This window comes from Streptomyces sp. NPDC031100, assembly GCF_055570785.1.
The window spans coordinates 259516-286281 of record NZ_JBVIGN010000005.1 but is presented as its reverse complement, the minus strand read 5'-3'; the positions used below and the strand labels follow the sequence as shown (position 1 = coordinate 286281).

Annotated in this window: 23 protein-coding genes and 1 pseudogene; 18 read left to right on the top strand and 6 right to left on the bottom strand. The window is 72.8% G+C overall.

The genetic code is table 11. The annotated features are described in order from the left end of the window. The first annotated feature begins 455 nt into the window (after nt 1-455). Nucleotides 456-1028 carry a helix-turn-helix domain-containing protein gene (locus ACZ5DS_RS17140; protein ID WP_468238811.1) on the top strand — a complete coding sequence of 191 codons (573 nt, stop codon included), beginning with the start codon at nt 456-458 and terminating at the stop codon, nt 1026-1028. Continuing rightward, nucleotides 1028-1691 (top strand): annotated as a pseudogene (locus ACZ5DS_RS17135) (helical backbone metal receptor). Before ACZ5DS_RS17140 ends, ACZ5DS_RS17135 begins: the two are co-directional and overlap by 1 nt. Here the strand turns inward: ACZ5DS_RS17135 and ACZ5DS_RS17130 are convergent. Further along, entirely contained in the window at nt 1618-2763 is a 1146-nt protein-coding gene (locus ACZ5DS_RS17130) for a TDT family transporter (RefSeq protein WP_468238809.1), read from the bottom strand. The pseudogene ACZ5DS_RS17135 and the gene ACZ5DS_RS17130 overlap by 74 nt on opposite strands. A gap of 70 nt (nt 2764-2833) precedes the next feature. Between ACZ5DS_RS17130 and ACZ5DS_RS17125 the strand changes: the two genes are divergently transcribed. After that, nucleotides 2834-3763: a LysR family transcriptional regulator gene (locus ACZ5DS_RS17125; RefSeq protein WP_468238806.1), complete on the top strand. Its 930-nt coding sequence runs from the start codon at nt 2834-2836 to the stop codon at nt 3761-3763. 7 nt (nt 3764-3770) lie between these two features. Here ACZ5DS_RS17125 and ACZ5DS_RS17120 read toward each other — a convergent pair whose 3' ends face one another. Continuing rightward, nucleotides 3771-4457, bottom strand: a complete 687-nt coding sequence (locus ACZ5DS_RS17120) for a gamma-glutamyl-gamma-aminobutyrate hydrolase family protein (RefSeq protein WP_468238804.1) — start codon at nt 4455-4457, stop codon at nt 3771-3773. Nucleotides 4458-4509: 52 nt separating this feature from the next. Then, complete coding sequence (locus tag ACZ5DS_RS17115; RefSeq protein WP_468238802.1) at nt 4510-5262, bottom strand: FadR/GntR family transcriptional regulator; 753 nt, start codon at nt 5260-5262, stop codon at nt 4510-4512. Between the two features lie 95 nt (nt 5263-5357). Here ACZ5DS_RS17115 and ACZ5DS_RS17110 point away from each other — a divergent pair, with 95 nt between their 5' ends. The 3 genes from ACZ5DS_RS17110 to ACZ5DS_RS17100 are packed head-to-tail and all read left to right on the top strand — an operon-like array spanning nt 5358 to nt 8883. After that, nucleotides 5358-6722 carry a glutamine synthetase family protein gene (locus ACZ5DS_RS17110; RefSeq protein ID WP_468238800.1) on the top strand — a complete coding sequence of 455 codons (1365 nt, stop codon included), beginning with the start codon at nt 5358-5360 and terminating at the stop codon, nt 6720-6722. A gap of 8 nt (nt 6723-6730) precedes the next feature. After that, entirely contained in the window at nt 6731-8104 is a 1374-nt protein-coding gene (locus tag ACZ5DS_RS17105) for an aldehyde dehydrogenase family protein (RefSeq protein WP_468238798.1), read from the top strand. Continuing rightward, a complete protein-coding gene (locus ACZ5DS_RS17100; protein ID WP_468238795.1) occupies nt 8101-8883 on the top strand; it encodes a 3-oxoacyl-ACP reductase in 783 nt (260 codons plus the stop codon). Before ACZ5DS_RS17105 ends, ACZ5DS_RS17100 begins: the two co-directional genes overlap by 4 nt. Before the next feature lie 8 nt (nt 8884-8891). On the opposite strand, the gene ACZ5DS_RS17095 is transcribed toward ACZ5DS_RS17100, so the two are convergent. Further along, nucleotides 8892-10094 (bottom strand): amino acid deaminase/aldolase, encoded by a 1203-nt coding sequence (locus ACZ5DS_RS17095; protein ID WP_468238792.1) that lies wholly within the window; start codon nt 10092-10094, stop codon nt 8892-8894. Nucleotides 10095-11994: 1900 nt separating this feature from the next. Here ACZ5DS_RS17095 and ACZ5DS_RS17090 point away from each other — a divergent pair. Together ACZ5DS_RS17090 and mycP are read left to right on the top strand one after the other, a co-directional pair. After that, nucleotides 11995-12807: a hypothetical protein gene (locus ACZ5DS_RS17090; RefSeq protein WP_468238789.1), complete on the top strand. Its 813-nt coding sequence runs from the start codon at nt 11995-11997 to the stop codon at nt 12805-12807. After that, nucleotides 12804-13997, top strand: a complete 1194-nt coding sequence (gene mycP, locus ACZ5DS_RS17085; RefSeq protein ID WP_468238787.1) for a type VII secretion-associated serine protease mycosin — start codon at nt 12804-12806, stop codon at nt 13995-13997. The genes ACZ5DS_RS17090 and mycP overlap by 4 nt, the downstream gene beginning before the upstream one ends. A gap of 13 nt (nt 13998-14010) precedes the next feature. Here the strand turns inward: mycP and ACZ5DS_RS17080 are convergent, their stop codons facing one another. Continuing rightward, the gene (locus tag ACZ5DS_RS17080; protein ID WP_468238785.1) at nt 14011-14961 is read right to left on the bottom strand and encodes a serine hydrolase; all 951 of its coding nucleotides are present in this window, start codon (nt 14959-14961) and stop codon (nt 14011-14013) included. 160 nt (nt 14962-15121) lie between these two features. Between ACZ5DS_RS17080 and ACZ5DS_RS17075 the strand changes: the two genes are divergently transcribed. Then, nucleotides 15122-15853, top strand: coding sequence for an SseB family protein (locus ACZ5DS_RS17075; RefSeq protein WP_468238783.1), 732 nt, complete (start codon nt 15122-15124; stop codon nt 15851-15853). A gap of 52 nt (nt 15854-15905) precedes the next feature. Here the strand turns inward: ACZ5DS_RS17075 and ACZ5DS_RS17070 are convergent, their stop codons facing one another. After that, nucleotides 15906-16262 carry a DUF1844 domain-containing protein gene (locus tag ACZ5DS_RS17070; RefSeq protein WP_468238781.1) on the bottom strand — a complete coding sequence of 119 codons (357 nt, stop codon included), beginning with the start codon at nt 16260-16262 and terminating at the stop codon, nt 15906-15908. Between the two features lie 363 nt (nt 16263-16625). Between ACZ5DS_RS17070 and infC the strand changes: the two genes are divergently transcribed. The 9 genes from infC (at nt 16626) to ACZ5DS_RS17025 (ending at nt 26736) form a co-directional block, all read left to right on the top strand. After that, nucleotides 16626-17306 carry a translation initiation factor IF-3 gene (gene infC / locus ACZ5DS_RS17065; RefSeq protein WP_468238779.1) on the top strand — a complete coding sequence of 227 codons (681 nt, stop codon included), beginning with the start codon at nt 16626-16628 and terminating at the stop codon, nt 17304-17306. Between the two features lie 111 nt (nt 17307-17417). Further along, on the top strand, nt 17418-17612 hold the full coding sequence (gene rpmI, locus ACZ5DS_RS17060) for a 50S ribosomal protein L35 (RefSeq protein ID WP_004933563.1): 195 nt from the start codon (nt 17418-17420) through the stop codon (nt 17610-17612). Nucleotides 17613-17710: 98 nt separating this feature from the next. Further along, nucleotides 17711-18094 carry a 50S ribosomal protein L20 gene (rplT, locus tag ACZ5DS_RS17055; RefSeq protein ID WP_055492778.1) on the top strand — a complete coding sequence of 128 codons (384 nt, stop codon included), beginning with the start codon at nt 17711-17713 and terminating at the stop codon, nt 18092-18094. A gap of 93 nt (nt 18095-18187) precedes the next feature. Beyond that, nucleotides 18188-19048 carry a TrmH family RNA methyltransferase gene (locus ACZ5DS_RS17050; RefSeq protein WP_468238776.1) on the top strand — a complete coding sequence of 287 codons (861 nt, stop codon included), beginning with the start codon at nt 18188-18190 and terminating at the stop codon, nt 19046-19048. 50 nt (nt 19049-19098) lie between these two features. Beyond that, nucleotides 19099-20241, top strand: a complete 1143-nt coding sequence (locus ACZ5DS_RS17045) for a sensor histidine kinase (RefSeq protein ID WP_468238774.1) — start codon at nt 19099-19101, stop codon at nt 20239-20241. Nucleotides 20242-20368: 127 nt separating this feature from the next. After that, nucleotides 20369-21490: a phenylalanine--tRNA ligase subunit alpha gene (gene pheS, locus ACZ5DS_RS17040; protein ID WP_468238772.1), complete on the top strand. Its 1122-nt coding sequence runs from the start codon at nt 20369-20371 to the stop codon at nt 21488-21490. Beyond that, the gene (pheT, locus tag ACZ5DS_RS17035; protein WP_468238770.1) at nt 21490-24012 is read left to right on the top strand and encodes a phenylalanine--tRNA ligase subunit beta; all 2523 of its coding nucleotides are present in this window, start codon (nt 21490-21492) and stop codon (nt 24010-24012) included. The genes pheS and pheT overlap by 1 nt, the downstream gene beginning before the upstream one ends. 167 nt (nt 24013-24179) lie before the next feature. Then, complete coding sequence (locus ACZ5DS_RS17030; RefSeq protein ID WP_468238768.1) at nt 24180-25229, top strand: PP2C family protein-serine/threonine phosphatase; 1050 nt, start codon at nt 24180-24182, stop codon at nt 25227-25229. Nucleotides 25230-25395: 166 nt separating this feature from the next. Then, nucleotides 25396-26736: a transcriptional regulator gene (locus tag ACZ5DS_RS17025; RefSeq protein ID WP_468238766.1), complete on the top strand. Its 1341-nt coding sequence runs from the start codon at nt 25396-25398 to the stop codon at nt 26734-26736. Nucleotides 26737-26766: the final 30 nt, after the last annotated feature.

The following is a 26766-nucleotide window of genomic DNA, read 5'->3' as shown; positions in this document are numbered from 1 at the left end:
ATAATGGGCAAAGCAGCGACCCCCAGCCACACAGAAGAGACAACCCCCCCCCCCCCCCCCACCCCCCCCCCCCCCCCCCCCCCCACAAACCCCCCCCCCCCCCCCCCCCCCCCCCCCCCCCCCCCCCCCCCCCCCCCCTCGCGGTGTCAGCGCGTCCGCATCCCTGGGGATCCGCCCACGGGAAGGATCCGGCCAACCACGGAGCGCCATGGGCCCGGGCCCGGCGGGAACATGTACGCCCGGATTCGCCTTGAACCTGGAGAGACCCGTCCCGCACGGCGAGCCGTCGCACTGGCGCGAACCATGGGGGTGCGGGCCCGGCGGCGTGACGGGGATGTGTCAGCCGCATGAAACGGTTTGCCGAACATGCGTAGGGTGCAGACAACTCTTCAGAGAGGTGTCCGACGGCGGGCACCTGGTCCGCGGCACGACGAGTGAAGGAGGGAGCCGGAGCGATGGGCGACCACAAAGAGCAACAGCCCGTGCGGGTGGGCGCGGCCGTCCGGCGGCGTCGCCGTGCGCTGGAACTCACCCTCGCCGTCGTGGCCGAGCGCAGCGGCCTGTCCGTGCCCTTCCTCAGCCAGGTCGAGAACGACCGGGCCCGCCCGAGCCACACCTCCCTGGAGAAGCTGGCCGACGCCCTGCGCACCACCGCCGTGGAACTCCTCGCCGCCGCCGACCCGGCGTGCAGCGTGGACGTCGTACGCGCCGAGCCCGTCGCCGAGGGCGACTTCGACCCCCGCACCCGCTCCCTGGTGCGCGGGCACCACCAGCTCCACGCCTCCGAGTTCACCGGCGACCACGAGGCCGGCCGCGAGTTCCAGCACCGCAACGACGAGCTGATGTACGTCGCCGACGGCGCCGTCGAGATCGAGGCCGAGGGCCGCGCGTACCGCCTCGGACGAGGCGACACCCTCTACCTCACCGGCGGGGTTCGGCACCGCTGGCGGGCCACCGTCCCTGACACCCGGGTCATCGTGGTGGCGGTCGCCGAACACATCGAGGCCGTCCAGGACCGGTCCCGTTAGTGCGGGTCGTCTCCCTCGTCCCGTCGCTGACGGAGGCGGTGGCGCTGACGCTCCACAGTGCCCTGGTGGGCGCCACCGACTGGTGCACGGCCTGCATCGGCGGCACCAAGAACCGCTCCTGAGCAGTGAGCAGGGCGAGCCCACTCGCTGGCACGCCCCGAACGGTCTTGGGCGCACTGGTCCCCGGCGTACTCAGCCCCGGGGCGGCAACACGGATCCCGTCCGTGGTCCGAGCCCGGGAGGCCAGTTCCCTCACGACCTGGCCAGGTAGATGCGGCCAGAGGCGACGGGGAGGCCCTGAACCATCACTCCGGTGGAGCAGGGGCCCCGCACGCTGGCACCGCAACCGGCGTCCCAGATCGCACGATCACGCCGCAGGACGGCCCAACGCGCTGCAAGCCCGGACGTCGATCATCACACGATCGAGCTAACTCGCCCTGATCTGCGTTCCCTCGCAACCTGCTCGCCGAACTGCGGGCGGCGGCCCCGGACCTCGTCGTCCTCCCGGACGAGCCCTACCGCTTCACCGCCGACGACGGCCCCGAGGCCTTCCCCGGCCTGCCCTGTGCCCTGGTCAGCGGCCGCCACCTCACCTGGTACGGCCCGTCACTGGCCGAGGCGCCGCGGGTGCTGGCCGAGGCCCTGCGAGCAGCTCGCCGCTGAGCAGGCCCCGTACCGTGCCCGCCGCGGCCGCGAGCCACGCGGTGACCAGCACGGCGTACAGGCCGACGGCCAGGGCGTCGTACCCGGCGAGCCCGGTGTGCCGGGCGAGGGCGGCGGCGCCGGTGACACAGGTGCCCACCGGGAAGGTGAACGCCCACCAGGTCATGGCGAAGCCCATGCCCTGCCGCCGGGCCCGCACCACATGCGCGGCCGCGAGCGCCAGCCACAGCAGCGCGAACCCCATGACCGGCACCCCGTAGAGCAGGGCGAACACGGCGAGCCCGCGGTCGTACGGGGCCGGTACGACCCCGGGAGCCACGTCCGCGATCAGGCCGACGGCGGTGGTTGACTGCCCGAGCGGGCCGAGGACCAGGAACAGGGTCGGGGTGAGCGCGAGCGGCAGCGGGCCGGAGGTGACCAGCCGGGCGAAGACCAGCGCCAGCATCAGCAGCGTCGCCAGCAGGCTCAGCCCGAACAGGGCGAAACAGGCCAGCAGCAGGGTCTCCCGGGGCTGCCCGGGCGGCAGATGCGGCACGAGCAGCGGACCGAGCGCGGCGGAGACCATCGGCGCGACCAGCGGCAGCAGCCAGACCGGGGTGGCCTGGGAGGCCTGCACACGATGGCGCACGGCCATCAGGTACGGCACGGCCACGGCGGCCGCGAGCCCGATCGCCGTACCGGCGGTGAACAGGACCGTGTCGAGCGCGACGGCCGCACCGCTGCCGATCCAGTCCCGGCCGACCGTCAGGGCACCGCCGCCCACCGCGAGCAGGGCCATGGACAGGCAGCCGTAGAAGGGGGCCATGGCGGGGTCGAGCAGGTCGGCGTGGGCCTGGTCGCGATGGTGGGTCCAGCGCCGGACGCGGGCGGTCAGGAGAGCGGCCAGCACAAGGCCGGCGAGCGCCCACACGGCCGTGCAGATCTCGCGCAGTCCCGTGGCGAGGTGCACGGGGAGCGCGGCGCCGGCCGTGCCGACGATGGAGGTTCCCATGACGGCGGCGTACCAGTTGGGACCGAGGTGCCGGACGGCGACGGCGCGGTCGGCGGGCAGGGAGTGGGCAACGGTGACCATGGCCCCACCCTCGCGCCGCCGATCGTCGCTGACCAGGGAGTTCGCATCTATGAGGGCATAAGCTGGTCTTATGAGTGAGGAGTATGCGACGGACGACGGCCGGGCAGGCGGCTCGCTGGCGCACCGGGTCCCGGACCTCGGCGCGCTGGAACTGCTGCTGGCCGTGGCCCGGCTGGGCAGCCTCGGGGCGGCGGCGCGGGAGGTCGGCATCACCCAGCCGGCCGCCAGCAGCCGCATCCGCTCCATGGAACGACAGCTGGGCGTCGCCCTGGTCGACCGCTCCCCGCGCGGCTCCCGGCTCACGGACGCGGGCGCCCTGGTGACGGACTGGGCCCGCCGGGTGGTGGAGGCGGCTGCCGCCTTCGACGCGGGCGCGCGGGCGCTGCGCGACCGGCGGGACTCGCGGCTGCGGGTCGCGGCGAGCATGACCATCGCGGAGTATCTGCTCCCGGGCTGGCTCCTCGCCCTGCACGCCGAGCGCCCCGACACCGCGGTGTCCCTGCTCGCGGGCAACTCGGCGAAGGTCGCCGAACTCCTGCTGGCCGACGAGGCGGACCTGGGCTTCGTGGAGGGTCTCACGGTCCCGGCGGGCCTGGACTCCACGGTGATCGCCCGTGACCGCCTGATCGTCGTCACCGCCCCCGGCCACCCCTGGGCCCGCCGCCGGCGCCCGCTGACCGCCGAGGAGCTGGCGGCCACGCCCCTGATCCTGCGCGAACGCGGCTCCGGCACCCGCCAGGTCCTGGACACGGCCCTGGGCGGCCTGGCCCGGCCCCTGATCGAACTCTCCTCCACGACAGCGGTGAAGGCCTCGGCGGTCAGCGGCGCGGGCCCGTCGGTCCTCAGCGAGCTGGCGGTGGGGGAGGAACTGGCGATGCGCCGCCTGGTGAGCATCCCGGTGGAGGGGGTGTCCCTGCGCCGGGACCTGCGCGCGGTGTGGCCGACGGGGCACCGGCCGACGGGACCGGCGCGCGAGCTGCTGTCGCTGACCAGGGGGTGAGCAGTGGTCAGGAGGCTGCTTCCACCAGCGCCTGCATGACCCGGAGGTCCGACCCCATCTCCGGATGCCACTGCACGCCGAGCACCCACCCCTCGCCCGCCGGCCGTTCGATCGCCTCCACGGTCCCGTCCTCCGCGCGGGCCGACGGCACCAGCCCCGCACCGAGACGCTCCACCGCCTGGTGGTGATAGGTGGGTACGGAGGTCTCCTCCGGCGCGATCCGCGCGTACAGCGTCCCCGGCTCCGGCTTCACCCGGTGCCGCCCGAACACGCCGACCTGCTCCGCGTGCCCGTCCAGGTGCTGCACCAGCGTGCCGCCGAGGGCCACGTTCAGCAGCTGCATGCCCCGGCAGATGCCCAGCAATGGCACGTTCGCCGCCAACGCCGCCTCGATCAGGGCGAGTTCCCACGCGTCCCGCTCCGGCGCGGGCGGCCCCGTACGCGGCGAGCGCTCGGCGCCGTACCGGGACGGATCCACGTCCGGTCCGCCCGCGATCACCAGCCCGTCCAGGCGCTCCACCGCCGCGGCGGCCCGCTCGGGCGCGTCCGGCGGCAGCAGGAAGGCGAGCCCTCCGGCCTCCTGCACCAGCTGCGGATAGCCGGCCGGCAGCAGCACGGCGTCCAGCTCCCACACGCCCCAGCGCGTACCGGCCTCCAGATACGTACTCACACCGATCAGCGGTCGTACGGTCACGCTGCCCTCCAGACAATCAAAAGGTCCGTACGCATACCTTTGCAGAGCCGGCTCACGCCAGGAAGCCCCGCAGCAGCGCCGCCGTACCCGCGCAGTGCTCGCGCATCATCTCCCGCGCCCCGTCCGCGTCCCCGTCCAGCACCGCCTCCACCAGCGCGATGTGCTGCCGCTGCGAGTGCTCCAGGTTGCGCACCAGCAGCGGGATGCAGTCCAGCAGGTCGTTGACGGTCGCCCGCACCGCCGCGTACTGCGCGGTCAGCGACGGCGAACCGCACAGCTCGGCCAGCGTCAGATGCAGCAGCGTGTCCAGCCGCCGGTAGTGCGCGAGCGGCGCCTCGTGCGTCCGGTCCAGCGCCTCCCGCAACCGGTCGGCCTGCTCGTCGCTCAGCCCGTGCGCCGCGCACAGCCCCGCCGCCCCCACCTCGAGGACCTCGCGGAACCGGAGTACGTCCTCGATGTCGACCTCGGAGATCCGGCGCCGCAGCTCGTCCTCGCCGCCCGCGTCCGTGCGCGGCAGCACGAACGTTCCGCCGTACCGCCCGCGCCGCGCCTCCACCAGCCCCTGGTCCTGCAGCACCTTCAGCACCTCGCGCAGCGTCACCCGGCTGATCCCGAGCCGCTCCGCCAGCTCCCGCTCGGCGGGCAGCCGCTCGCCGCCCGCCACCAGGCCGAGCCGTACGACCTGCAGGATCTGCTCCAGTGCCTCCTCGAAGCCGTTGCCCGCCCGTACCGGCCGCAGCACCGGAGCGAGCCGGTCGTCGACTCCCTGCGCAGGCGCGCCCTGCGCGTCCGTCTCCTGCGACATCCGGCCGTACCCCCTTCCCAAGCAATGGTTCTCGGCAATACCTTATGGCTCCCGGCCCCGCCGTAAAACGCGAAGCAGCCTAAGGAGGCTCTCCCGTGGCAGACCGCACACCCCCGCTGAGCGTCGAGGAACTGCACACCCTCGTCGCCGGCGGTGAGATCGACACTGTCGTCCTGGCCTTCCCCGATATGCAAGGGCGGCTCCAGGGCAAGCGGTTCGCCGCCCGCTTCTTCCTCGACGAGGTCCTCCAGCACGGCACCGAGGGCTGCAACTACCTGCTCGCCGTCGACACCGAGATGAACACCGTCGACGGCTACGCGATGTCCTCCTGGGACCGCGGCTACGGCGACTTCGCCATGCATCCCGACCTCGCCACCCTGCGCCACATCCCCTGGCACCCCGGCACCGCCCTGCTCGTCGCCGACCTCGCCTGGAACGACGGCTCACCGGTCGTCGCCGCCCCGCGCCAGATCCTGCGCCGCCAGCTCGACCGGCTCGCCGAACTCGGTTACACCGCCCAGGTCGGCACCGAGCTGGAGTTCATCGTCTTCAAGGACAGCTACGAACAGGCCTGGGACGCGAACTACCGCGGCCTGACCCCGGCCAACCAGTACAACATCGACTACTCCATCCTCGGCACCGGCCGCATCGAGCCCCTGCTGCGCCGCCTGCGCAACGACATGGCGGGCGCCGGCCTCACCGTCGAGTCCGCCAAGGGCGAGTGCAACCCCGGCCAGCACGAGATCGCCTTCCGCTACGACGAGGCCCTCGCCACCTGCGACCAGCACGCCCTGTACAAGACCGGAGCCAAGGAGATCGCCGCCCAGGAGGGCGTCTCGATCACCTTCATGGCCAAGTACAACGAGCGCGAGGGCAACTCCTGCCACATCCACCTCTCGCTCGCCGACGCCGACGGTCGCAACGCGATGGCGGGGGACGGCGACGGCGGGATGTCCGACGTGATGCGGCACTTCCTCGCCGGACAGCTCGCGGCCCTGCGCGACTTCTCCCTCCTCTACGCCCCCAACATCAACTCCTACAAGCGGTTCCAGCCCGGCTCCTTCGCGCCCACCGCCGTCGCCTGGGGCCACGACAACCGCACCTGCGCCCTCCGCGTGGTCGGCCACGGCCGCTCGATGCGCTTCGAGAACCGCCTTCCCGGCGGCGACGTCAACCCCTACCTCGCCGTCGCCGGACTGGTCGCGGCCGGCCTGTACGGCATCGAGCAGAAGCTCGAACTCCCCGAGCCCTGCCCCGGCAACGCCTACACCGCCGACTTCGAGCACGTCCCGACCACCCTGCGCGAGGCCGCCGAACTCTGGGAGAACAGCCCCGTGGCCAAGGCCGCCTTCGGCGACGAGGTCGTGGCCCACTACCGCAACATGGCACGCGTCGAACTGGACGCCTTCGACGCCGCGGTCACCGACTGGGAGCTGCGCCGCTCCTTCGAACGCTTGTGAGGCATGACGTGTCGCACCCGTATGAACTCGACGTCCTGAACCCCGCGACGGAAGAGGTGATCGCGACCGTACCCGGCGCCGTCGAGCAGGACGTCGACGCCGCCGCGTACCGGGCCGAACGAGCCCAGCAGAAGTGGGCGGCCCTCGCGCCCGCCGACCGGGCCCGGCTGCTGCGCCGCTTCGCCGCCGTCGTCGACGACCACATCGAGGAACTCGCCCGGCTGGAGGTGCGCGAGGCCGGCCACACCATCGGCAACGCCCGCTGGGAGGCGGGCAACGTCCGTGATCTGCTGGACTACGCCGCAGGCGGCGTGGAGCGGCTGACCGGCCGGCAGATCCCGGTCGCCGGCGGGTTGGACGTCACGCTCCTCGAACCGCTCGGCGTGGTCGGCGTCATCGCACCCTGGAACTTCCCGATGCCGATCGCCGCGTGGGGCATGGCCCCCGCGCTCGCGGCGGGCAACGCGGTCCTGCTGAAGCCCGCCGAGACCACTCCGCTGACCGCACTGCGCCTCGCCGAACTCGCCCTGGCGGCGGGGCTGCCCGAGCACCTGTTCCAGGTCCTGCCGGGCCGCGGCGACATCGCGGGCGAGGCCCTCGTGCGGAACCCGCGCGTCGCCAAGATCGTCTTCACCGGCTCCACCCGGGTCGGCAAGCACATCATGGCGCTGTGCGCCGACCAGACCAAGCGCCTGACCCTCGAACTCGGCGGCAAGAGCCCCAACGTCGTCTTCGCCGACGCCGACCTCAAGGCGGCCCTCGACCCCTTCTCCTTCCTGGACAACTCCGGACAGGACTGCTGCGCCCGCACCCGCATCCTGGTCCAGGAGCCGGTGTACGAGGAGGCCCGCGCATTCCTCACCGACGCGCTGGCCGCCGTCGTGGTGGGCGACCCCGCCGACGAGAAGACCCAGATGGGCCCGCTGATCTCCCGTCAGCAGCTGGACCGCGTACGGTCGTACGTCCCCGAGGACGCCCCCGCCCTGCGGGGCGGCGCCCCCGACGGCCCCGGTTTCTGGTTCCCGCCGACCGTCCTGACCGGGGAGCGGCCGGGCAGTGCGGCGGCCCGCGAGGAGATCTTCGGCCCCGTCGCCGTCCTCCTGCCCTTCACCGACGAGGAGGACGCGATCCGCCTCGCCAACGACACCCCCTACGGCCTCTCCGGCTCCATCTGGACCCGGGACATCGGCCGCGCCCTGCGCGTCTCGCAGGCCGTGCGCGCGGGCAACCTGTCCGTCAACTCCCACTCCAGCGTCCGCTACTGGACCCCCTTCGGGGGTTTCAAGCAGTCCGGCCTCGGCCGCGAACTCGGGCCGGACGCCCTGACCGCCTTCACCGAAACCAAGAACGTCTTCATCAGCACGGAGGGCCCCGCACAGTGACCGACACCATTGTTTGCCGCCGCCTGGTCGGCCGTACCGCAGTCGTCACCGGAGCCGGCAGCGGCATCGGCCTCGCCGCCGCCCGCCGCCTCGCCTCCGAGGGCGCGCACGTGGTCTGCGCCGACGTCGACGAGGCCCGCGGCAAGGCCGCCGCCGACGAGGTCGGCGGGATCTTCGTCAAGGTCGACGTCACCGACCCCGAGCAGGTCGAGGCGCTGTTCAAGACGGCGTACGACACCTACGGCAGCGTCGACGTGGCCTTCAACAACGCGGGCATCTCGCCGCCCGACGACGACTCGATCCTGGAGACCGGCCTGGAGGCCTGGAAGCGCGTCCAGGAGGTCAACCTCACCTCCGTCTACCTGTGCTGCAAGGCCGCGATCCCCTACATGCGCCGCCAGGGCAAGGGCTCCATCATCAACACGGCGTCCTTCGTGGCCCGCATGGGCGCTGCGACCTCGCAGATCTCGTACACGGCCTCCAAGGGTGGCGTCCTCGCCATGTCCCGCGAACTGGGCGTGCAGTTCGCGCGGGAGGGGATCAGGGTCAACGCCCTCTGCCCGGGCCCGGTGAACACCCCGCTCCTCCAGGAGCTGTTCGCCAAGGACCCGGAGCGGGCCGCCCGCCGCCTCGTCCACATCCCGGTCGGCCGGTTCGCCGAGGCCGAGGAGATCGCCGCCGCCGTCGCCTTCCTGGCCAGCGACGACTCCTCCTTCGTCAACGCCACCGACTTCCTGGTGGACGGCGGAATCGCGGGCGCGTACGTCACGCCCCTGTAGGGGGCTGGTCAGAGGAACGTCTGCCCCTCACCCCGGTAGGTGGGCACGGTGGCCGTCACCGTGTCCCCCTCGATCAGGTGCAGCACGTCGAACCGCTCGCACAGCTCGCCCGCCTTGGCGTGCCGGAACCACACCTTGTCGCCGATGAGCAGGTCGTCGGCGGGCGAGCCGAGCAGCGGGGTCTGCACCTCGCCGGGGCCCTCCTGCGGGTCGTACCTGAGCCCCTCGGGGAGGTAGGGCACCGGCAGCCGGTCGGGACCGGCCACGCCGGAGGCCGGGTAGCCGCCGCCCAGCACGGTGACGACACCCACGCCCGGCCGCCGTACGACGGGCTGGGCGAACAGGGCGGCCGGACGGCCGGTGAAGGACGTGTAGTTGTCGAACAGCCGGGGCACGTACAGGCCGGACCCCGCCGCGATCTCCGTGACCGCGTCCTCGGCGGCGGTGTGCTGCACACTGCCCGTGCCGCCGCCGTTGACGAACTCCAGGCCGGGCACCACCGCCCGGACCGCCCGCACCACGGCGCCGCGCCGCTCGGCCAGCTCCCGCCGGGCGGTGGCCTGCATCAGCCGGATGGCCCGCGAGCGCAGTGGCCGCCCGGCCACGTCGTCACCGACCCCCGCGATGTGCCCCTCGTACGCCATGATCCCCACGAGCTTGAACCCCGGCCGCCGGGCCACGGCCCGGGCCAGTTCGGCGAGTTGGGCGGGGGAGTGCAGCGGCGACCGGAGCGCCCCGACGCGCACCCGGCCGCCCAGCAGCTTCAGCGAGGTGTCCAACTCCAGGCAGACCCGCACCACTTCACGCCCGCCGTCGCGGGCCGCGTCGATGAGGTCGAGGTGGGCGATGTCGTCGATCATCACGGTGACGGCACCGGCGAGCTTGGGATCGGCCGCCAGCTCCGCGAAGCCCGAACGGTCGGCGGACGGGTAGGCCAGCAGGACGTCGTCGAAGCCCGAGCGCGCCAGCCACAGCGACTCGGCCAGGGTGAACGACATGATCCCCTGGAAGCCGTCCCTGGCCAGGACGCGTTCCAGCAGGGCCCGGCAGCGGACCGACTTGCTGGCGACCCGGACCGGCTTTCCGGCGGCACGGCGGAGGAGGTCGTCCGCGTTGGCGTCGAACGCGTCCAGATCCACGATCGCGACAGGGGCGTCGAGATGGGCGGTGGCCCGGTCGTAACGGGCCCGATCAGCGGCAGGCGCAGTCATGACGGAAGCCTGCCAGACTCGATTACCGCAGGGTAGGGGGACGTTCCGGGCAGATGCCCCGGGCTCGTGGACTGGTTCTCCTTCTCTCCCGGACAACCCGTAGAGTGACGCGCACGTACGGCGGGACGACCCGGCCGCATCGGCTGAACCGGGATGCCGGTCCAGCCGTACGGGTATGCGTGCCCGGACGGAGTTCCGCACCGGGTACGGCCGAGGAGCACGAAGGCCCGCGTACGAGGAGACGGCCCGGGCACGAGGAAACGGGGGGTGCATGAGCACGGAAGCGCGCCGCGCCCCGATCCCTCCGCGCCCGACGACACCGCCCCCGAACCCCACCGCCGAACCGCCGTCACCGGCCACGCCCTCAGGAGCACCGACGGCCGGACCGTCGGGTGCCGGGGAGCCGGCCACGTACCGGGCTGCTGCTGGGCCGTCGGCGATCCCGGCCGCGCCGGGGGGCGAGGACCTCGACGACGAGCCCTCCGTGTTCGCACCCCGCGCCGCGCGGAACGCGACCACGCAGGCGCCGGCGCCCGAGCGCCCGGGGCAGGCGTCCGGCGCGAGCGCCCCCCGCTTCTCCGCCTTCCAGCCCTCCGCCGTGCCCGGAGCCACCGACCCGGCGGGCCCGCCTCCGCCCCCCGCCTCCGCCCGCTTCCCCGACACCCCGCCGAGCGCGGGCCGCCTCCCCGACACGGCACCGAGCGTGGGCCGCAAGGCACGCGCAGAGCGCGCCGGGCGTGCCGACACGACCGCGCCGCCGCGCCCGGTCCACCGCCCCGGAGCGCCCGCCGAGTCCCTGTCGGAGACGACGGCCCGGCTCCGCCGGATCCGGCCGACGGCCGAGCCGCAGCACCCGGGCCCCGCGCCCGTCGCCGGGCGTCCGGCGGAGTCCGTTTCCGGCGGTGCGCCGATCGGGTCGGGGGCTGAGCCGCAGCGCTCTGGTTCCGTTTCCGTGCCCGGGGTCGGGCGTCCGGGGGAGTCTGTTGCTGGGCGTGCGCCGATCGGGTCGGGGGCTGAGCCGCAGCGCTCTGGTTCCGTTTCCGTGCCCGTCGCCGGGCGTCCGGGGGAGTCCGTTTCCGGCGGTGCGCCGATCGAGTCGGGGGCTGAGCCGCAGCGCCCTGGTTCCGTGTCCACGCCCGCGGTCGGGCGTCCGGGGGAGTCTGTTGCTGGGCGTGCGCCGATCGGGTCGGGGGCTGAGCCGCAGCGCCCGGGCACCGCGTCCACGTCCATCGTCGGGCGTCCGGGGGAGTCTGTTCCCGGCCGTGCGCCGATCGGGTCGGTGGCCGAGCCGCAGCACCCGGGCCCCGCGTCCGCGCCCGTCGCCGGGCGTCCGGCGGAGTCCGTTTCCGGCCGTGCGGATGTCCCGCCGACGTCCGCCCCCGCCCCCGCTCGCGAGAGTTCCTCGCCGACGCCGTACCCGGGCACACAGCCCCGCCGCCCCGGAGCGCCCGCGGAGTCCCTGGCGGAGACGACTGCGCCGCTGCGGCCGATCCGGACGGCGCCCGAGCCGCAGCGCCCCGGTTCCGCGTCCACGCCCGCCGCAGGCCGCCCGGCTCCTGCCTCGGCACCCGCGTCCATGCCCGCCGCAGGCCGCCCGGCTCCTGCCTCGGCACCCGCGTCCATGCCCGCCGCAGGCCGCCCGGCTCCTGCCGCGGCACCCGCGTCCATGCCCGCCGCAGGCCGCCCGGCTCCTGCCGCGGCACCCGCGACCTCGCCCGCCGCAGGCCGCCCGGCCCCTGCCGCGGCACCCGCGACCTCGCCGCTGCCGCCCCCCAGGCCACCCGCGCGTGATCTCCGCAGCGCCTGGAGCCCGAGCGACCCCGCGCACCCCGGGAGCCCTCCGCCGGCTTCGCCGGACCCGGCGCTCTCCTGGAGTGCCGGTGCGGCCGCTCGGCCCGTCGTGTCGTTCGGGGAGCCCGAGGGGTACGACGAGCGGATGCGGGCGCGGCCGCTGGGGGTCCGGGTGGCCCCCCGGACCGCCGCTGCCGCCGCCTGCCTGGTCCTGGGACTTGGCCTCATCGGCGGTGCCGTGACCGGGAGTTGGCTCACCGGGGACGACGGTGAGGGCCCGGCCGGGCACGGGTTCAGCGCGGCCGGCACGCTCTGGCACAGCGTGCCCGTGGACCAGCTGTTCCCGCCCACCCTCCAGGCCACCGGAGCCGGACCGGGCGGTGCCGACCGCACCTGGACGCGGATCGCGGTCGCCCGGGACAGCGGCTGCGCCGACGCCCTCGACCCGCTGCTGCACAAGGCCCTCGCCCCCGTCGGCTGCCAGCGGCTCCTGCGCGCCACCTACACCGACGCCACGCAGAGCTACGTCACCACCGTCGGCCTGCTGTTCACCAAGGCCGACTCCGCCACCATGTCCTCGCTGGCCGCCCGCTTCCGCGACGAGCACCTGGACCGCCGCAGCGACCTGATGCCCCGCCCGTACGCCGCCAAGGGCACCGCCGCGGCCGGCTTCGGCACCGCACAGCGCGCCACCTGGACGATCTCCGTCCTCACCGACGCCCCCGTCGTCGCCTACGCCGTCTCCGGCTGGGCCGACGGCCGCACCGTCGACTCGCCCCAGCCCGCCGCGGACGCCCTGCGCTCCGGCGCCACCACGGCACAGGCCCAGGCCGGCCTCGGCAACGAAGCCCAGGGCCTGGTCGACCGCATCGAACGGCGGCTGCGCCAGACCGTCAGCTCGGCCACGGAGACACCCTCATGAGGCGATCGATGCGCGGCACCGGCCGCGTGCGCGCTGCCGGACCGGCACTGAGCCTGCTGCTCGCCGGCTCCCTCGTCCTGGTGCCGGCCGCCGCCGCCCACGCCGACGGCATCCGCGCCCAGCAGTGGGGCCTCGCCGCCCTCCACCTCGACGAGGCCTGGCGCACCACCAAGGGCGAGGGCGTCACCGTCGCCGTCCTCGACACCGGAGTCGAGGCCGACCACCCGGACCTGGCCGGCAACGTCCTGCCCGCCAAGGACCTGATCGGCTTCGGCGCCAGGCCGGGCGACCGCACCTGGGCCCGGCACGGCACCGCCATGGCCGGCATCATCGCCGGACACGGCCACGGACCCGGCAACGCCGACGGTGTCATGGGCGTCGCCCCCGAGGCGAAGATCCTGCCCGTGCGGGTCATCCTGGAGGACGGCGACTCCGCCCGCACCAAGGCCCGCACCACCCGGGGCAACGCCCTCGCCGACGGCATCCGCTGGGCCGCCGACCACGGCGCCGACGTCATCAACCTCTCCCTCGGCGACGACTCCGACTCCGCGCACCCGGAGCCCAGCGAGGACGAGGCCGTGCAGTACGCCCTGAAGAAGGGCGTGGTCGTCGTGGCCTCCGCGGGCAACGGCGGCGACAAGGGCGACCACGTCTCCTACCCGGCCGCCTACCCGGGCGTCGTCGCCGCCACCGCCGTGGACAAGTACGGCACCCGCGCCGCCTTCTCCACCCGCCGCTGGTACGCCGCGGTCAGCGCACCCGGCGTGGACGTCGTGATCGCCGACCCCGACCACAAGTACTACGCGGGCTGGGGCACCTCGGCCGCCTCCGCCTTCGTCTCGGGCGCCGCGGCCCTGATCAAGGCGGCCCACCCCGACCTGACCCCGGCCCAGATCAAGAAGCTGCTGGAGGACTCCGCCCGCGACGCCCCGGTGGGCGGCCGCGACGACTCCCGAGGCTTCGGCATGATCGACCCGGCAGCCGCCCTCAAGGCGGCGGCCAGGCTCAAGCCACGGGCCCTGCGCCCGGCGTCGTACGAGGACAAGTACTTCGGCCCGGGCCCGGACACCCCCAAGCCCACCACCTCCACCTCGGACTGGGCGGGCCCGCTGGCGGGCAGCACGGGCGCAGTCCTGCTGGTGGCGGGCGTGGTCCTGTGGAGGGGGCGCAGGAGGTTCCCCAGGGGCTGAGCTGTTCGAACCCCTACGAAGCGGCGGCGAACCCGGAAACCGCCGCCTTCGCCGCAGCCTCCACCAGCTCGATCCCCTTCGCCTGGCTCACCGTCCCCTTGGACAACACAGCCACCAGGTAATCGGTCCCGTCCACCGTCACGCGCCCGATGCTGTTCACATCCCACAGCCCGGTCGTACTACGCGCCAGCCACCCGTTCTTCAGCGCCCACGACGCCCCGGCAGCCGCCGCGGACACCCCCCACTGCTGATCGGCCTCCACACCCTTCATCAGCCCCTGGACGTACGTCCGAGAGGCCGGGCTCAGCAGCGAATCCTCCCCGAACACCTGCTGAAGCAACGCGAGTTGATCCGCGGCAGTGGTCTGCGTCAGCCCCCACAGCTCACCCGAGCCACCGGAGGTCGACGCCAGCCCGAACCGCTCGTTCGCCGCGTCCAGCCCCGACGCCCGCCCGATCGTGTGCCACAGGGCCGTCGCGGACGCGTTGTCACTGTTCTCGATCATCTTCGTGGCGTACGCCTTCTCCGAAGCCGTCAGCCGCCACCCGGCGTCCTGCGCCTGCAGCAGCAGCGTCGCCAGGATGTCGACCTTGACGATGCTCGCCGTGTCGAACGCGGCCTCGCCGTACACGGCGCTCTCACCGGAGTCCAGCTCCAGCACCGCCGCCGACACCTCCGCTCCCGAGGGCACCGGCACCGATGCCATCGCCGTGGACAGCAGCGCCTTCCGGTCCACCGTCGCCGGTTCCACCGTTGCCTCCTCGCCCGCCGTGGCCGAGGAGGAGGCCGACGGCGACCCCGCCGACGATACGGCCCCGGTGCCGGAGTGCGCCCGCGCCTTCACATAGACCGTGCCGCCCGCCGTGACCCCGCCGATGGCGACCACGGCGAGCGCGCTGAGAAGGAACGGGCGGCGCCGGGAGCGGCGGGCACGGCGGCGACGGCCGGCTCTGGAGGACTCCATGCCCGAGATGCTCGGGGCGTGGACTGTGCGCTCCGTTAGACGGACGTTAGATCCGCGTCAGGGAATCCTGAGATTCCTGTGAATCCGGTGACGGCCCGGTTTCCGGCCGCGCACAAGCCCAGCAGCTTCCCCCTACAAGGCCGATATAGGGTCGGTGACCGTGGCGAACAAGAACATTCCCGACCCCGGCTTCTCCGACGACGACGGCTCCGCCGACCCCCGGCTGAGCGCCGCGCTCGCCGCCTGGGCCGAGGACCGCACGGCCGTCGGCCCCGTCCTTGCGGCGCTGAAGGGCGCCCGGCTGCTGGTGCCCGTGGTGGCCGTGCTCGGCGAGGTCGAGGAGGACGAGAACGGTTTGCGCCGCGAGAAGACCAGCGACATGGCCGTACCCACACTGAAGGCCGGCCACCGCACCGCCCTGCCCGCCTTCACGTCCACCGACTCCCTGGCCCGCTGGGACCCGGCGGCCCGCCCCGTCGCCGTACCCCTGCACCAGGCGCTGGAGGCCGCCGCGCACGAGAAGGCGGACGCGGTCGTGCTGGACCTGGCCGGCCCGGTGCCCTTCGAGTTGACCGGCTCCGCGCTGCTCGCCCTCGCCGAGGGCCGGACGAGCGCCGACCCGCTGGCCGACCCGGCCGTCCTCGAGGCCGTGCGCGCAGCCGTGGCCGCCGAGCCCGCCGTGCTGCGCGCCCACCTCGGGCCGGGACAGGCCGACGGCACCCTCGCCCTCGTCCTCGACCCCGCCGCCCCGCCCGCCGAGGCCGCCCGCGCGGTCGCCGAGCGGCTGGCCGCCGACGACACACTGAGGGCCCGCCTGGTGCGCGGCCTCGACCTGGCACTGCTGCCGGCCGGGACCACGCCTCCGGGCGAGCCCTTGTTCGTACGGGGATGATCAGATCGTCGGCGGTCCGGCCGCCGCGGTCGATCCAGCTGATCCAGCCGATCTAGCCGTAGACCGGGCCGGTGTACTTCTCGCCCGGACCCTGGCCCGGCTCGTCCGGGACGATCGACGCCTCGCGGAACGCCAGCTGCAGCGACTTCAGGCCGTCGCGCAGCGGGGCCGCGTGGAAGGAACTGATCTCGGTCGCGCTCGCGTCCAGCAGACCGGCGAGCGCGGTCACCAGCTTGCGGGCCTCGTCCAGGTCCTTGTGCTTCTCGCCCTCCTCGGTCAGACCGAGCTTCACGGCCGCGGCGCTCATCAGGTTGACGGCGACCGTCACGATCACCTCGACGGCGGGGACCTCGGCGATGTCCCGGGTCATCGCGTCGAAGTCGGTGTTCTCAGGAGGGGTCTCACTCATGCCCCACACGATAGGCGAGGCCGGACGGGGGGCCTTGAACAGCCCCACGTGGCTTCAATTAGCCGTCCCTCGGCTTTGCTGCTAACCTCGTGTAACGACCGGCTGGACATGACTGTGCCCAGCCCACAAGTGGAGGCTCCGATCTCCCACCTGACCGTCCTCCGGGACGGCGGGTCACCCGGTCAGGCGGCCACCATCGTTCCGTACGGACGATGGAGTCGCCCGAGTCGCGCCCCGCGGTCACCGCGTCGGTGCTCCGGTAGGTATGGGAGCCCCGCCTGTGATCGTCCGGGGCATTTTTTGTGCTTCGGCGCGGTTAGGTCCAAAGAACACAGACGTTACGCGGCTGTCCGCCAGACCGCCGTGTGGTGCTACCGAGGAGGATCCATCAGCGCCGAGCCCCGCATCAACGACCGGATTCGCGTTCCCGAGGTGCGACTTGTCGGTCCCAGTGGCGAGCAGGTCGGCATCGTGCCACTCGCGAAGGCACTGGAGCTTGCCCAGGAGTACGACCTCGACCTCGTCGAGGTAGCGGCGAACGCCCGTCCGCCCGTGTGCAAGCTCATGGACTACGGGAAGTTCAAGTACGAGTCGGCCATGAAGGCCCGTGAGGCGCGCAAGAACCAGGCGCACACGGTCATCAAGGAGATGAAGCTCCGGCCGAAGATCGACCCGCACGACTATGACACCAAGAAGGGTCACGTCGTCCGGTTCCTCAAGCAGGGCGACAAGGTCAAGATCACGATCATGTTCCGTGGTCGCGAGCAGTCCCGGCCGGAACTCGGCTACCGACTGCTGCAGCGTCTTGCGGAGGACGTCCAGGACCTCGGCTTCGTGGAGTCGAACCCGAAGCAGGACGGCCGCAACATGATCATGGTTCTCGGTCCGCACAAGAAGAAGACCGAGGCGATGGCCGAGGCCCGCCAGGCGCAGGAAGCCCGCAAGGCTGAGGCGAAGGCCAACCCCGGCCGCTCGCAGAACGCCGCGGACTCCGAGAACGCCGTGGAGACCGAGGCGCCTGCCGAGGCTTCCGCCGAGGCGTGATCCCGGGGGACGCCAGTCCCCAGGATGTAACCGAAACAAGAACGACGCTCCACCGTGCCCGGTTTTCGTGACCGGGCACCGGAACGCCACCGACGAGGAGAGAACGGCGCTATGCCGAAGAACAAGTCGCACAGCGGTGCCAGCAAGCGCTTCAAGGTCACCGGCTCCGGCAAGGTGCTCCGTGAGCGCGCCGGCAAGCGCCACCTGCTCGAGCACAAGTCGTCCCGCGTGACGCGTCGCCTGACCGGCAACGCCGAGATGGCCCCGGGCGACGCCGCGAAGATCAAGAAGCTTCTCGGCAAGTGACGTCACGGCGCCCTCCGAGCGCCGTACGTCTGGACCGGGACCCAATCGTTTCCGGGTCGTGTGAGTACCCCCACGACCCCGCTACAAGGAGTTAACAAGTGGCACGCGTCAAGCGGGCAGTCAACGCCCACAAGAAGCGCCGGGCGATCCTCGAGCAGGCCTCCGGCTACCGCGGTCAGCGTTCGCGCCTGTACCGCAAGGCCAAGGAGCAGGTCACCCACTCGCTGGTCTACAACTACAACGACCGCAAGAAGCGCAAGGGCGACTTCCGTCAGCTGTGGATCCAGCGCATCAACGCCGCTGCCCGCGCCAACGGCATCACCTACAACCGCTTCATCCAGGGTCTGAAGGCCGCGAACGTCGAGGTCGACCGCAAGATCCTGGCCGAGCTGGCCGTCAACGACGCGGGTGCCTTCGCCGCCCTCGTCGAGGTCGCTCAGAAGGCGCTGCCGGCGGACGTGAACGCGCCCAAGGCTGCGTGACGCTGCGCCGGCCCTAGGCCGACGTGACTGAAGGGACCCGCAGGCTGCGGAAGCCTGCGGGTCCGCTTGTGTTCCGAAGCAGAGGTGACTTTCATGCCCCCCGTCAGCCCCGAGCTGATCTCCCCCCGGTCCGCGCGTGTGAGTGCCGCACGGCGGCTCGCCAAGCGGAACTTCCGGGGCAAGGACCGGCTCTTCCTCGCCGAGGGGCCGCAGGCCGTGCGGGAGGCTGCCGGACACCGGGCCGGCGGGCAGGCGACCCTCGTCGAGCTGTTCGCCACCGTGGAGGCCGCGGAGCGGTACGCCGACATCATCGGGGAGGCCCGCAACGCCGGCGCCCGCGTCCACCTCGCCTCCGAAGAGGTCATCGCCGACATCTCCACCACCGTCACCCCGCAGGGTCTCGTCGGTGTCTGCCGGTTCCTGGACACCCCCTTCGAGGACGTCCTCGCCGCCCGGCCGAAGCTCGTCGCCGTGCTCGCCCACGTCCGCGACCCGGGCAACGCCGGGACCGTGCTGCGCTGCGCCGACGCCGCCGGCGCCGAGGCGGTCGTCCTCACCGACGCCTCCGTCGACCTGTACAACCCCAAGGCCGTACGCGCCTCCGTCGGCTCCCTGTTCCATCTCCCGGTCGCCGTCGGCGTGCCCGTCGAGCGGGCCGTGGCGGGGCTGAAGGACGCCGGGGTGCGGATCCTCGCCGCCGACGGGGCCGGTGACCGCGACCTGGACGAGGAACTGGACAAGGGCACCATGGGCGGGCCGACCGCCTGGGTGTTCGGCAACGAGGCCTGGGGGCTCCCGGAGGAGACCCGCGCCCTCGCCGACGCCGTCGTACGCGTCCCCATCCACGGGAAGGCCGAGAGCCTGAACCTCGCCACGGCCGCCGCCGTATGTCTCTACGCGTCAGCCCGAGCACAGCGCGCCTCCGGAGGGTGCCGAACCGTCACCGAGAGCTAGTAGGGTGGCCAGCTCGGGGCCCTGCGCCGTCTGAGAGGTGGGGTACGGGGATGAGTGTCGGCACGAGCAGCGCGTCCGGCGGGCGGGACGTACGCCCCGCACCCGCGCCCCGGCACGGCGACCGCGTCGACACCGGCCTCGTCGTCGACCCGGACGAGCTGCCCGACGGCCTGGTGGTCGCCGACGACGAGGGCCGCCTCATCTGCTTCAACGCCGCCGCCGAACGCATCACCGCCGTCCGCGCCGCCGACGCCCTCGGGCAGCACCTGGAGAAGGCGCTGCCCCTGGAGGACCTGGAGGGCAGGCGCTGGTGGCAGCTCACCGACCCCTACGGCGGCCTCGCCATCCGGGTACGGCAGCCCGAGCGCAACCTGCTGCTGCCCGGCGGGCGGGAGGTCCTGGTCTCCGCCCGGTACATCCGTGTGGAACCCCTCGGGGCCGTCCGCCGTGTCGTCGTCTGTCTGCGCGACACCGAGGCCCGCCGCCGCACCGAGCGCAGCCACGCCGAGCTGATCGCCACCGTCGCCCACGAGCTGCGCTCGCCGCTGACGTCCGTGAAGGGCTTCACCGCCACGCTCCTCGCCAAGTGGGAACGCTTCACCGACGACCAGAAGCGGCTGATGCTGGAGACCGTCGACGCCGACGCCGACCGCGTCACCCGGCTCATCGCCGAGCTGCTGGACATCTCCCGGATCGACAGCGGGCGGCTGGAGGTCCGGCGTCAGCCCGTCGACATAGGCGCGGCCGTCGGCCGGCACATCCAGGCCTATGTCGCCGCCGGACAGCGCGCCGACCGCTTCCTGCTCCGCATCGAGCAGCCGCTGCCCGCCCTGTGGGCCGACCCCGACAAGGTCGACCAGGTGCTGAGCAATCTGATCGAAAATGCCGTGCGTCACGGCGAGGGAACCGTCACCATTGACGTCACGCCCTCGGCATCCCCGCGCGAAGGCGAGGAAACCGGCACGTCGGTCACGGTGAGCGACGAGGGGCCCGGCATCCCGGAGGAATCCATGAACCGCGTCTTCACCCGCTTCTGGCGGGGCAGCAAGCGCGGCGGCACGGGTCTCGGGCTCTACATCGTCAAGGGCATCGTCGAGGCCCACGGCGGCATCATCACGGTCGGCCGCGCGTCCACCGGCGGCGCCGAGTTCCGATTTACGTTGCCCGTGGCGGCCCCGGCGTATCTCGCCTGACGGCCCACGGGCTCTTCGTACACCTCCGCCCCGTTAGACTCGGCCTTTGGCACCTTTGTGTCCTGCCCGCGGCCCTCCCAGTCGGTGACGGGGACCTTCAGCCAGCCAATCGGAAGCACGGGAAGAGATGTCGGCACCCAATAAGTCGTACGACCCAGTCGAGGTCGAGGCGTTGAAACCGGAAGAGATCGAGCGCATGCAGGGCGAGGCGCTCGCCGCCTTCGCCGCAGCGGGCTCCCTCGACGCGCTCCACGAGGCCAAGGTCGCCCACACCGGCCCCGCCTCCCCGCTGGCCCTTGCCAACCGCGAGATCGGCGCCCTGCCCCCGCACGCCAAGGCCGAGGCCGGCAAGCGCGTCGGCATGGCCCGCGGCGCCGTGAACAAGGCCCTCGCCGCCCGCCAGGGCGAGCTGGAGGCCGAGCGTGACGCACGCGTGCTCGTCGAGGAGGACGTCGACGTCACGCTGCCCCACGACCGCGTGCCGGCCGGCGCCCGCCACCCGCTGACCACGCTCTCGGAGCGCATCGAGGACGTCTTCGTGGCCATGGGCTACGAGGTCGCCGAGGGCCCGCAGGTCGAGGCCGAGTGGTTCAACTTCGACGCCCTCAACATCGGCCCGGACCACCCGGCCCGCGGCGAGGCCGACACGTTCTTCGTGGCGGGCCCCGACGGCGGCACCGAGTCCGGCGTCGTGCTGCGCACCCACACCTCGCCGGTCCAGATCCGCTCCCTGCTGGAGCGCGAGCTGCCGGTCTACGTGATCTGCCCGGGCCGCGTGTACCGCACCGACGAGCTGGACGCCACCCACACCCCGGTCTTCCACCAGGTCGAGCTGCTCGCCGTGGACGAGGGCCTGACCATGACCGACCTCAAGGGCACCCTGGACCACATGGTCCAGGCCCTGTTCGGCGAGGGCATGAAGACCCGGCTGCGGCCGAACTTCTTCCCGTTCACCGAGCCGAGCGCCGAGATGGACATGCTCTGCTACGTCTGCAAGGGCGAGTCCGTCGGCAACCCCGACCGGCCCTGCCGCACCTGCTCCAGCGAGGGCTGGATCGAGCTGGGCGGCTGCGGCATGGTCAACCCCAAGGTGCTGGCCGCCTGCGGCGTGGACCCGGAGAAGTACAGCGGCTTCGCCTTCGGGTTCGGCATCGAGCGGATGCTGATGTTCCGCCACAACGTCGAAGACATGCGAGACATGGTCGAGGGTGACGTCCGGTTCACCCGGCCGTTCGGGATGGAGATCTGATGCGGGTCCCGCTTTCTTGGCTGCGGGAGTACGTCGACCTGCCGGCGACCGAAACCGGCCGTGACGTCCAGGCCAAACTCATTTCGGCAGGCCTCGAGGTCGAGACCGTCGAGCAGCTCGGCGCCGACCTCAAGGGTCCGCTGGTCGTCGGCCAGGTGCTGACCATCGAGGAGCTGACGGAGTTCAAGAAGCCGATCCGCTTCTGCACCGTCGACGTCGGCCAGGCCAACGGCACCGGCGAGCCCCAGGAGATCGTCTGCGGCGCCCGTAACTTCGCCGTCGGCGACAAGGTCGTCGTGGTCCTCCCCGGCGCCACGCTGCCCGGAGGCTTCTCCATCGCCGCCCGCAAGACGTACGGCAAGACGTCCCACGGCATGATCTGCTCCACCGACGAGCTGGGCATGGGCGACGACGGCACCCACGGCATCATCGTGCTGCCGCCGGAGACCGAGGTCGGCAAGGACGCCATCGAGCTGCTGGAGCTGGTCGACGAGGTCCTGGACATCGCCGTCACCGCCAACCGCGGCGACTGCCTGTCCATCCGCGGTGTCGCCCGCGAGACCGCCATCGCCTACGGCCTGCCGCTGCGCGACCCGGCCCTGATCGACGTACCGGCCCCGAACGCCTTCGGCTACCCGGTCCAGGTCTCCGACCCGGCCGGCTGCGACCGCTTCACCGCCCGCACGGTCACCGGCCTCAGCCCCGAGGCGCGCTCCCCGATCTGGCTGCGGCGCCGCCTGCAGAAGGTCGGCATGCGCCCGATCTCGCTCGCCGTCGACGTCACGAACTACGTGATGATGGAGCTGGGCCAGCCCCTGCACGCCTACGACCGCCGGCTGGTCCAGGGCACCATCGGCGTGCGCCGGGCCGAGGAGGGCGAGAAGCTCGTCACCCTCGACGGCGTCGAGCGCAAGCTGCACGCCGAGGACCTGGTCATCACCGACGAGCGCGGCCCGATCGGCCTGGCCGGCGTCATGGGCGGCGCCAACACGGAGATCGCCGACCACGATGCCACCGAGAACGGGGCGAACGCCACGAGCGACGTGGTCATCGAGGCCGCCCACTTCGACGAGGTCGCGATCGCCCGTACGGCCCGCCGTCACAAGCTGTCGTCCGAGGCCTCCCGCCGCTTCGAGCGCGGCGTCGACCCGCAGGCCGCCGCTGCCGCCGCGCAGCGCACCGTGGACCTGCTGGTCCTGCTCGCGGGCGGCACGGCCGAGGCCGGCGTCACGGAGGTCAGCGCGCCTTCCACCCCGCACACGATCACGGTCCCGGCGAACCACCCGGACAAGGTCGCGGGCGTGGACTACGGCCGCGAGACCGTCGTCCGCCGCCTGCAGGAGATCGGCTGCGACGTCTACGGTCAGGACGAGCTGCTCGTCACCGTCCCCTCGTGGCGCCCCGACCTGCTCGAGGCCAACGACCTGGCCGAAGAGGTCATCCGCCTCGAGGGCTACGAGAACCTGCCCTCCACGCTGCCCAAGCTGCCCTCGGGCCGCGGCCTGACCCACCGCCAGCGGCTGCACCGCCGGGTCGGCCGCGCGCTGGCCGGCGCGGGCTACGTCGAGGCGCCGAACTACCCGTTCGTCGGAGAGCAGGTCTTCGACCAGCTCGGCCTGGCGGCCGACGACCCGGCCCGCCGCGTCGTGAAGCTGGTCAACCCGCTCAACGACGAGGAGCCCGCGCTCCGTACGACGCTGCTGCCGGGCCTGCTGGGTGCCCTGCGGCGCAACGACGGGCGGGGCTCGCACGATCTGGCCCTGTTCGAGACGGGCCTGGTCTTCCTGCCGGGTTCGGAGCAGCGCGCTGCCGGGCATCTGCCCGTCGACCGGCGTCCCACCGACGTGGAGATCGCCGGGCTGAACGCCGCGCTGCCCGAGCAGCCGCGCCACGTGGCCGTCGTCCTCGCGGGCGCTCGCGAGCAGGCCGGCTGGTGGGGCAAGGGCCGCCCGGCGGACTGGGCCGACGCGATCGAGGCGGCGCGTGTCGTCGCCCGCGAGGCCGGTGCGGAGCTGGTCGTGCGCAAGGGCCAGTACGGTCCGTGGCACCCCGGCCGCTGCGCCGAGCTGGTGGTCGTCGCCGACGGCACGGAGCAGGTCGTGGGCCATGCGGGAGAACTGCACCCGCGTGTCCTCAAGGCCCTGGGCCTGCCCGAGCGCACCTGCGCGATGGAGCTGAACCTGGACGCCCTGGAGGCGGTGGGCGACGGCGCCCCGCAGGCGCCGAGCATCTCCTCCTTCCCGGTCGCCACGCAGGATGTCGCCCTCGTCGTCGACAAGCCGGTCCCGGCCGCGGAGGTCGAGGCGGCGCTGCGCGAGGGTGCGGGTGAGCTTCTCGAGTCCATCCGGCTGTTCGACGTGTATGTGAACGAGGAGCAGCTGGGTGAGGGCAGGAAGTCGCTGGCGTATGCGCTCCGCTTCCGGGCGGGGGATCGTACGTTGACCGTGGATGAGGCGTCCGCTGCTCGGGATGCTGCCGTTGCCCTGGCCGGCGAGCGGACCGGTGCGGTTTTGAGGGGTTAGGCATGCCGTCTGCTGCATAAATGCAGGTTGGCTGGGGTTGGGTCACTCGTTTGAGTGGGAATCAGAGGTGATCTGGCCCTTCCGGACCATGCCTCTGGACAGAATCGGACCGGCCTTTCGGGGTCGGTCCGTCTGCTCTGTCAGGGCCCACTTGGGGGACCAGAGGCATGATCCGCATCAAGGCACGGGCACCCACCGCTCGGGGCGCCTTATGGCCCACGGTCTGGGGAGCCGTGGCCCTCGCGTACAAGTTCGGCTGCCCGCTCGCCCAGCAGGACGGGCTCGGCGCGCGCATCGTCACCAGCGCCGTGTTCTTCGCGGTCGGCACCGGACTGATATTCCATGTCCGCCATGCCCTGCTGCGCGAGCTGCGGCAGGCCCGCCGGGTCGCCGGTCTCGCCCAGAGCGTGCTGCTACGGCCCCTGCCGCCCCGCCTCGACGGGCTGAACGTGGCGGCCGCCCAGCTGTCCGCCGACCGCGGCGCGGCCATCGGCGGCGATCTGTACGAGGCCGTCGCCACCGAGCACGGCGTCCGGGTGGTGATGGGCGACGTACGCGGTCATGGGCTCGCCGCCCTCGGCACCGTGGCCGCCGTCCTCGGCAGTTTCCGCGAGGCGGCGCACGACGAGGCCGAACTCGCCTGCGTACTCCGGCGGTTGGAGCGGGCCCACGCCCGCCACCTGCGCGAGCGCTCCCGCGCCGAGCACCCGTCGAGCGGGGCTCAGGAGCCCGAGCACCCGGTGGGCGAGGAGTTCGTCACCCTGCTGCTCCTGGAGATCACCCGGGACGGCGAGGTACGCGCGCTCAACTGCGGTCACCCGTGGCCGTACCTGCTCAGCGGCACCCGCGTGGAGCCTTTCACCGGAGGCGACCCGCTCCCGCCCCTGGGCCCGTTCCCGCTCCCCGCGGAGCTGGAGGTGTACCCGTGCGGACAGTTGCCCCCGGGGGACTCCCTGGTCCTCTTCACGGACGGAGCGGAGGACGCCAGGAACGCCCACGGCCGGTTCTTCTCCCTCCCCACAGCACTGCGTGAGGCCGTACGCGATCACCCGGTGACACCCCAGACGGTCCTCCGAACGGTCTTCAGGGCTCTCATGCACCACACAGCCGGCAGACCCACGGACGACGTGGCGGTACTGGTCCTGCGGAACGACCGGGACAGAGCGAGGTCTCACTCCCCACAACACACCGCCAGCGGCCAAGCCGCCGCGTTCTGAGGGGGAGCCGGCGGCTTGGCCGGCCTCTTGCGAGGAATTTCAGTCAACCGGCAGAACACTCTCCGCAACAGCGTGCACACGCTGCGGATGCGCGCACTCCGTTCACACCCCGTGTGAAAGCGGACGCACTACGCTGACGGCACCAGGCCACTCGGGGGGCACTCCCATGCAGCCCAACACTCTGCTCGACGCGATCCTGGACGAGGCGGGGATCTCGCACGCCGGTCTCGCCGCCCATGTCAACCAGGCGGGCCGGAAGCGGGGCCTCGTGCTCCGGTACGAACACACCGCCGTGGCACGGTGGTTGAAGGGCCAGCGGCCACGCGGTCAAGTCCCCGACCTGATCTGCGAGGTGCTGGCCGGACGGCTGCACCGGCCGGTCACCCTGGACGACATCGGCCTCGGGGTCCCCGGCGAGCCGAGCACTCCGCACACCGGCTCGCTCTCCGGCTTCGTGGAGCGCGCCACCGCCCTGTGGCGCTCGGACGAACAGCAGCGCCCGCATCTGCTCGGCGCTCCCGCGGTCACCGGCACCCCCGCGGTGATGCCGGTGTGGGAGTGGGAGAACCCGCCCGAGGACGTGGACGTCTCCCGGGGCGGCCGGCACCGGGTCACCGCGGCCGACATCGAGATGCTGCGCGCCGCCCGCACCCACTACGAGCAGATGTACCGCAAGGCCGGCGGCATCGCGACCCGCACCCGCATCGTCGGCTTCCTCAACGCCGAGGCGGCCCCGCTGCTGCGCGGCAGCTACACCGACGCCACCGGCCGCCAACTGCACCGCGCCACCGGCGGGTTGGTGGCGATCGCGGGCATCTGCGCGTACGACTCCGACGCGCACGGTCTCGCCCAGCGCTACTTCCACCAGGCGCTCAGGCTGGCAAAGGCCAGCGGGGACCGGGGACTCGGGGCCTACGTCATCGCGCTGCTGGTCAACCAGGCGCTGTTCATGAAGGAGTACCGCCAGGCCGTCGCCTTCGCCGAGGCGGCGCTGCGCGCCGCAGGCCCGCACATCACCCCGGCGCTCGCCTCCGACCTGTACGCGATGCAGGCCAAGGCCTACGCCCACCTCGGCGACAGCAGCAGCGCGCTGTCCTGCATCCGCCGCGCCGAGACGGCCGCCGACCGCATCCGGCGCGGGTACGAGCCCGACGAGACCGGCTACGTCCAGCCGGGCCTGGTCAACGTCCAGGTCGCCGAGGCGCTGCTCAGCCTCGGCGAACTCGCCGCCGCCCAGGAGCACGCGGCGGCCGCGGTCGACAATCCCGCCCACGACCGGGGCCGGGTGCACCGGCTGGCCATGCTCAGCACGATCGAACTGCGCCGGGGCAACGCCGACAAGGCCGTGGCCACCGCCGTGCAGATGGCCGAGCAGGCCCGCGGGATGGAGTCCCAGCGGCTGCGCGACAGACTCCGCGCGGTACGCGAGCACCTGGTGCGCTGCGGCTCGGCCGGAACCGCAGAAGCCGCCGAACTCATCGACGGTGCACTGCGCGTACCGCTGTAGGCGCACTGTAGGTACACAGTCCCTGCTGCG

Coding starts and splice junctions, on each gene's coding strand:
- pheS (WP_468238772.1), top strand. CDS start 20,369: ATGTCGGCACCCAATAAGTCGTACGACCCAGTCGAGGTCGAGGCGTTG.
- ACZ5DS_RS17050 (WP_468238776.1), top strand. CDS start 18,188: ATGCCCCCCGTCAGCCCCGAGCTGATCTCCCCCCGGTCCGCGCGTGTG.
- mycP (WP_468238787.1), top strand. CDS start 12,804: ATGAGGCGATCGATGCGCGGCACCGGCCGCGTGCGCGCTGCCGGACCG.
- ACZ5DS_RS17025 (WP_468238766.1), top strand. CDS start 25,396: ATGCAGCCCAACACTCTGCTCGACGCGATCCTGGACGAGGCGGGGATC.
- ACZ5DS_RS17130 (WP_468238809.1), bottom strand. CDS start 2,763: ATGGTCACCGTTGCCCACTCCCTGCCCGCCGACCGCGCCGTCGCCGTC.
- ACZ5DS_RS17080 (WP_468238785.1), bottom strand. CDS start 14,961: ATGGAGTCCTCCAGAGCCGGCCGTCGCCGCCGTGCCCGCCGCTCCCGG.
- pheT (WP_468238770.1), top strand. CDS start 21,490: ATGCGGGTCCCGCTTTCTTGGCTGCGGGAGTACGTCGACCTGCCGGCG.
- ACZ5DS_RS17140 (WP_468238811.1), top strand. CDS start 456: ATGGGCGACCACAAAGAGCAACAGCCCGTGCGGGTGGGCGCGGCCGTC.
- ACZ5DS_RS17115 (WP_468238802.1), bottom strand. CDS start 5,262: ATGTCGCAGGAGACGGACGCGCAGGGCGCGCCTGCGCAGGGAGTCGAC.
- ACZ5DS_RS17070 (WP_468238781.1), bottom strand. CDS start 16,262: ATGAGTGAGACCCCTCCTGAGAACACCGACTTCGACGCGATGACCCGG.
- ACZ5DS_RS17095 (WP_468238792.1), bottom strand. CDS start 10,094: ATGACTGCGCCTGCCGCTGATCGGGCCCGTTACGACCGGGCCACCGCC.
- ACZ5DS_RS17030 (WP_468238768.1), top strand. CDS start 24,180: ATGATCCGCATCAAGGCACGGGCACCCACCGCTCGGGGCGCCTTATGG.
- ACZ5DS_RS17045 (WP_468238774.1), top strand. CDS start 19,099: ATGAGTGTCGGCACGAGCAGCGCGTCCGGCGGGCGGGACGTACGCCCC.
- rpmI (WP_004933563.1), top strand. CDS start 17,418: ATGCCGAAGAACAAGTCGCACAGCGGTGCCAGCAAGCGCTTCAAGGTC.
- ACZ5DS_RS17125 (WP_468238806.1), top strand. CDS start 2,834: ATGAGTGAGGAGTATGCGACGGACGACGGCCGGGCAGGCGGCTCGCTG.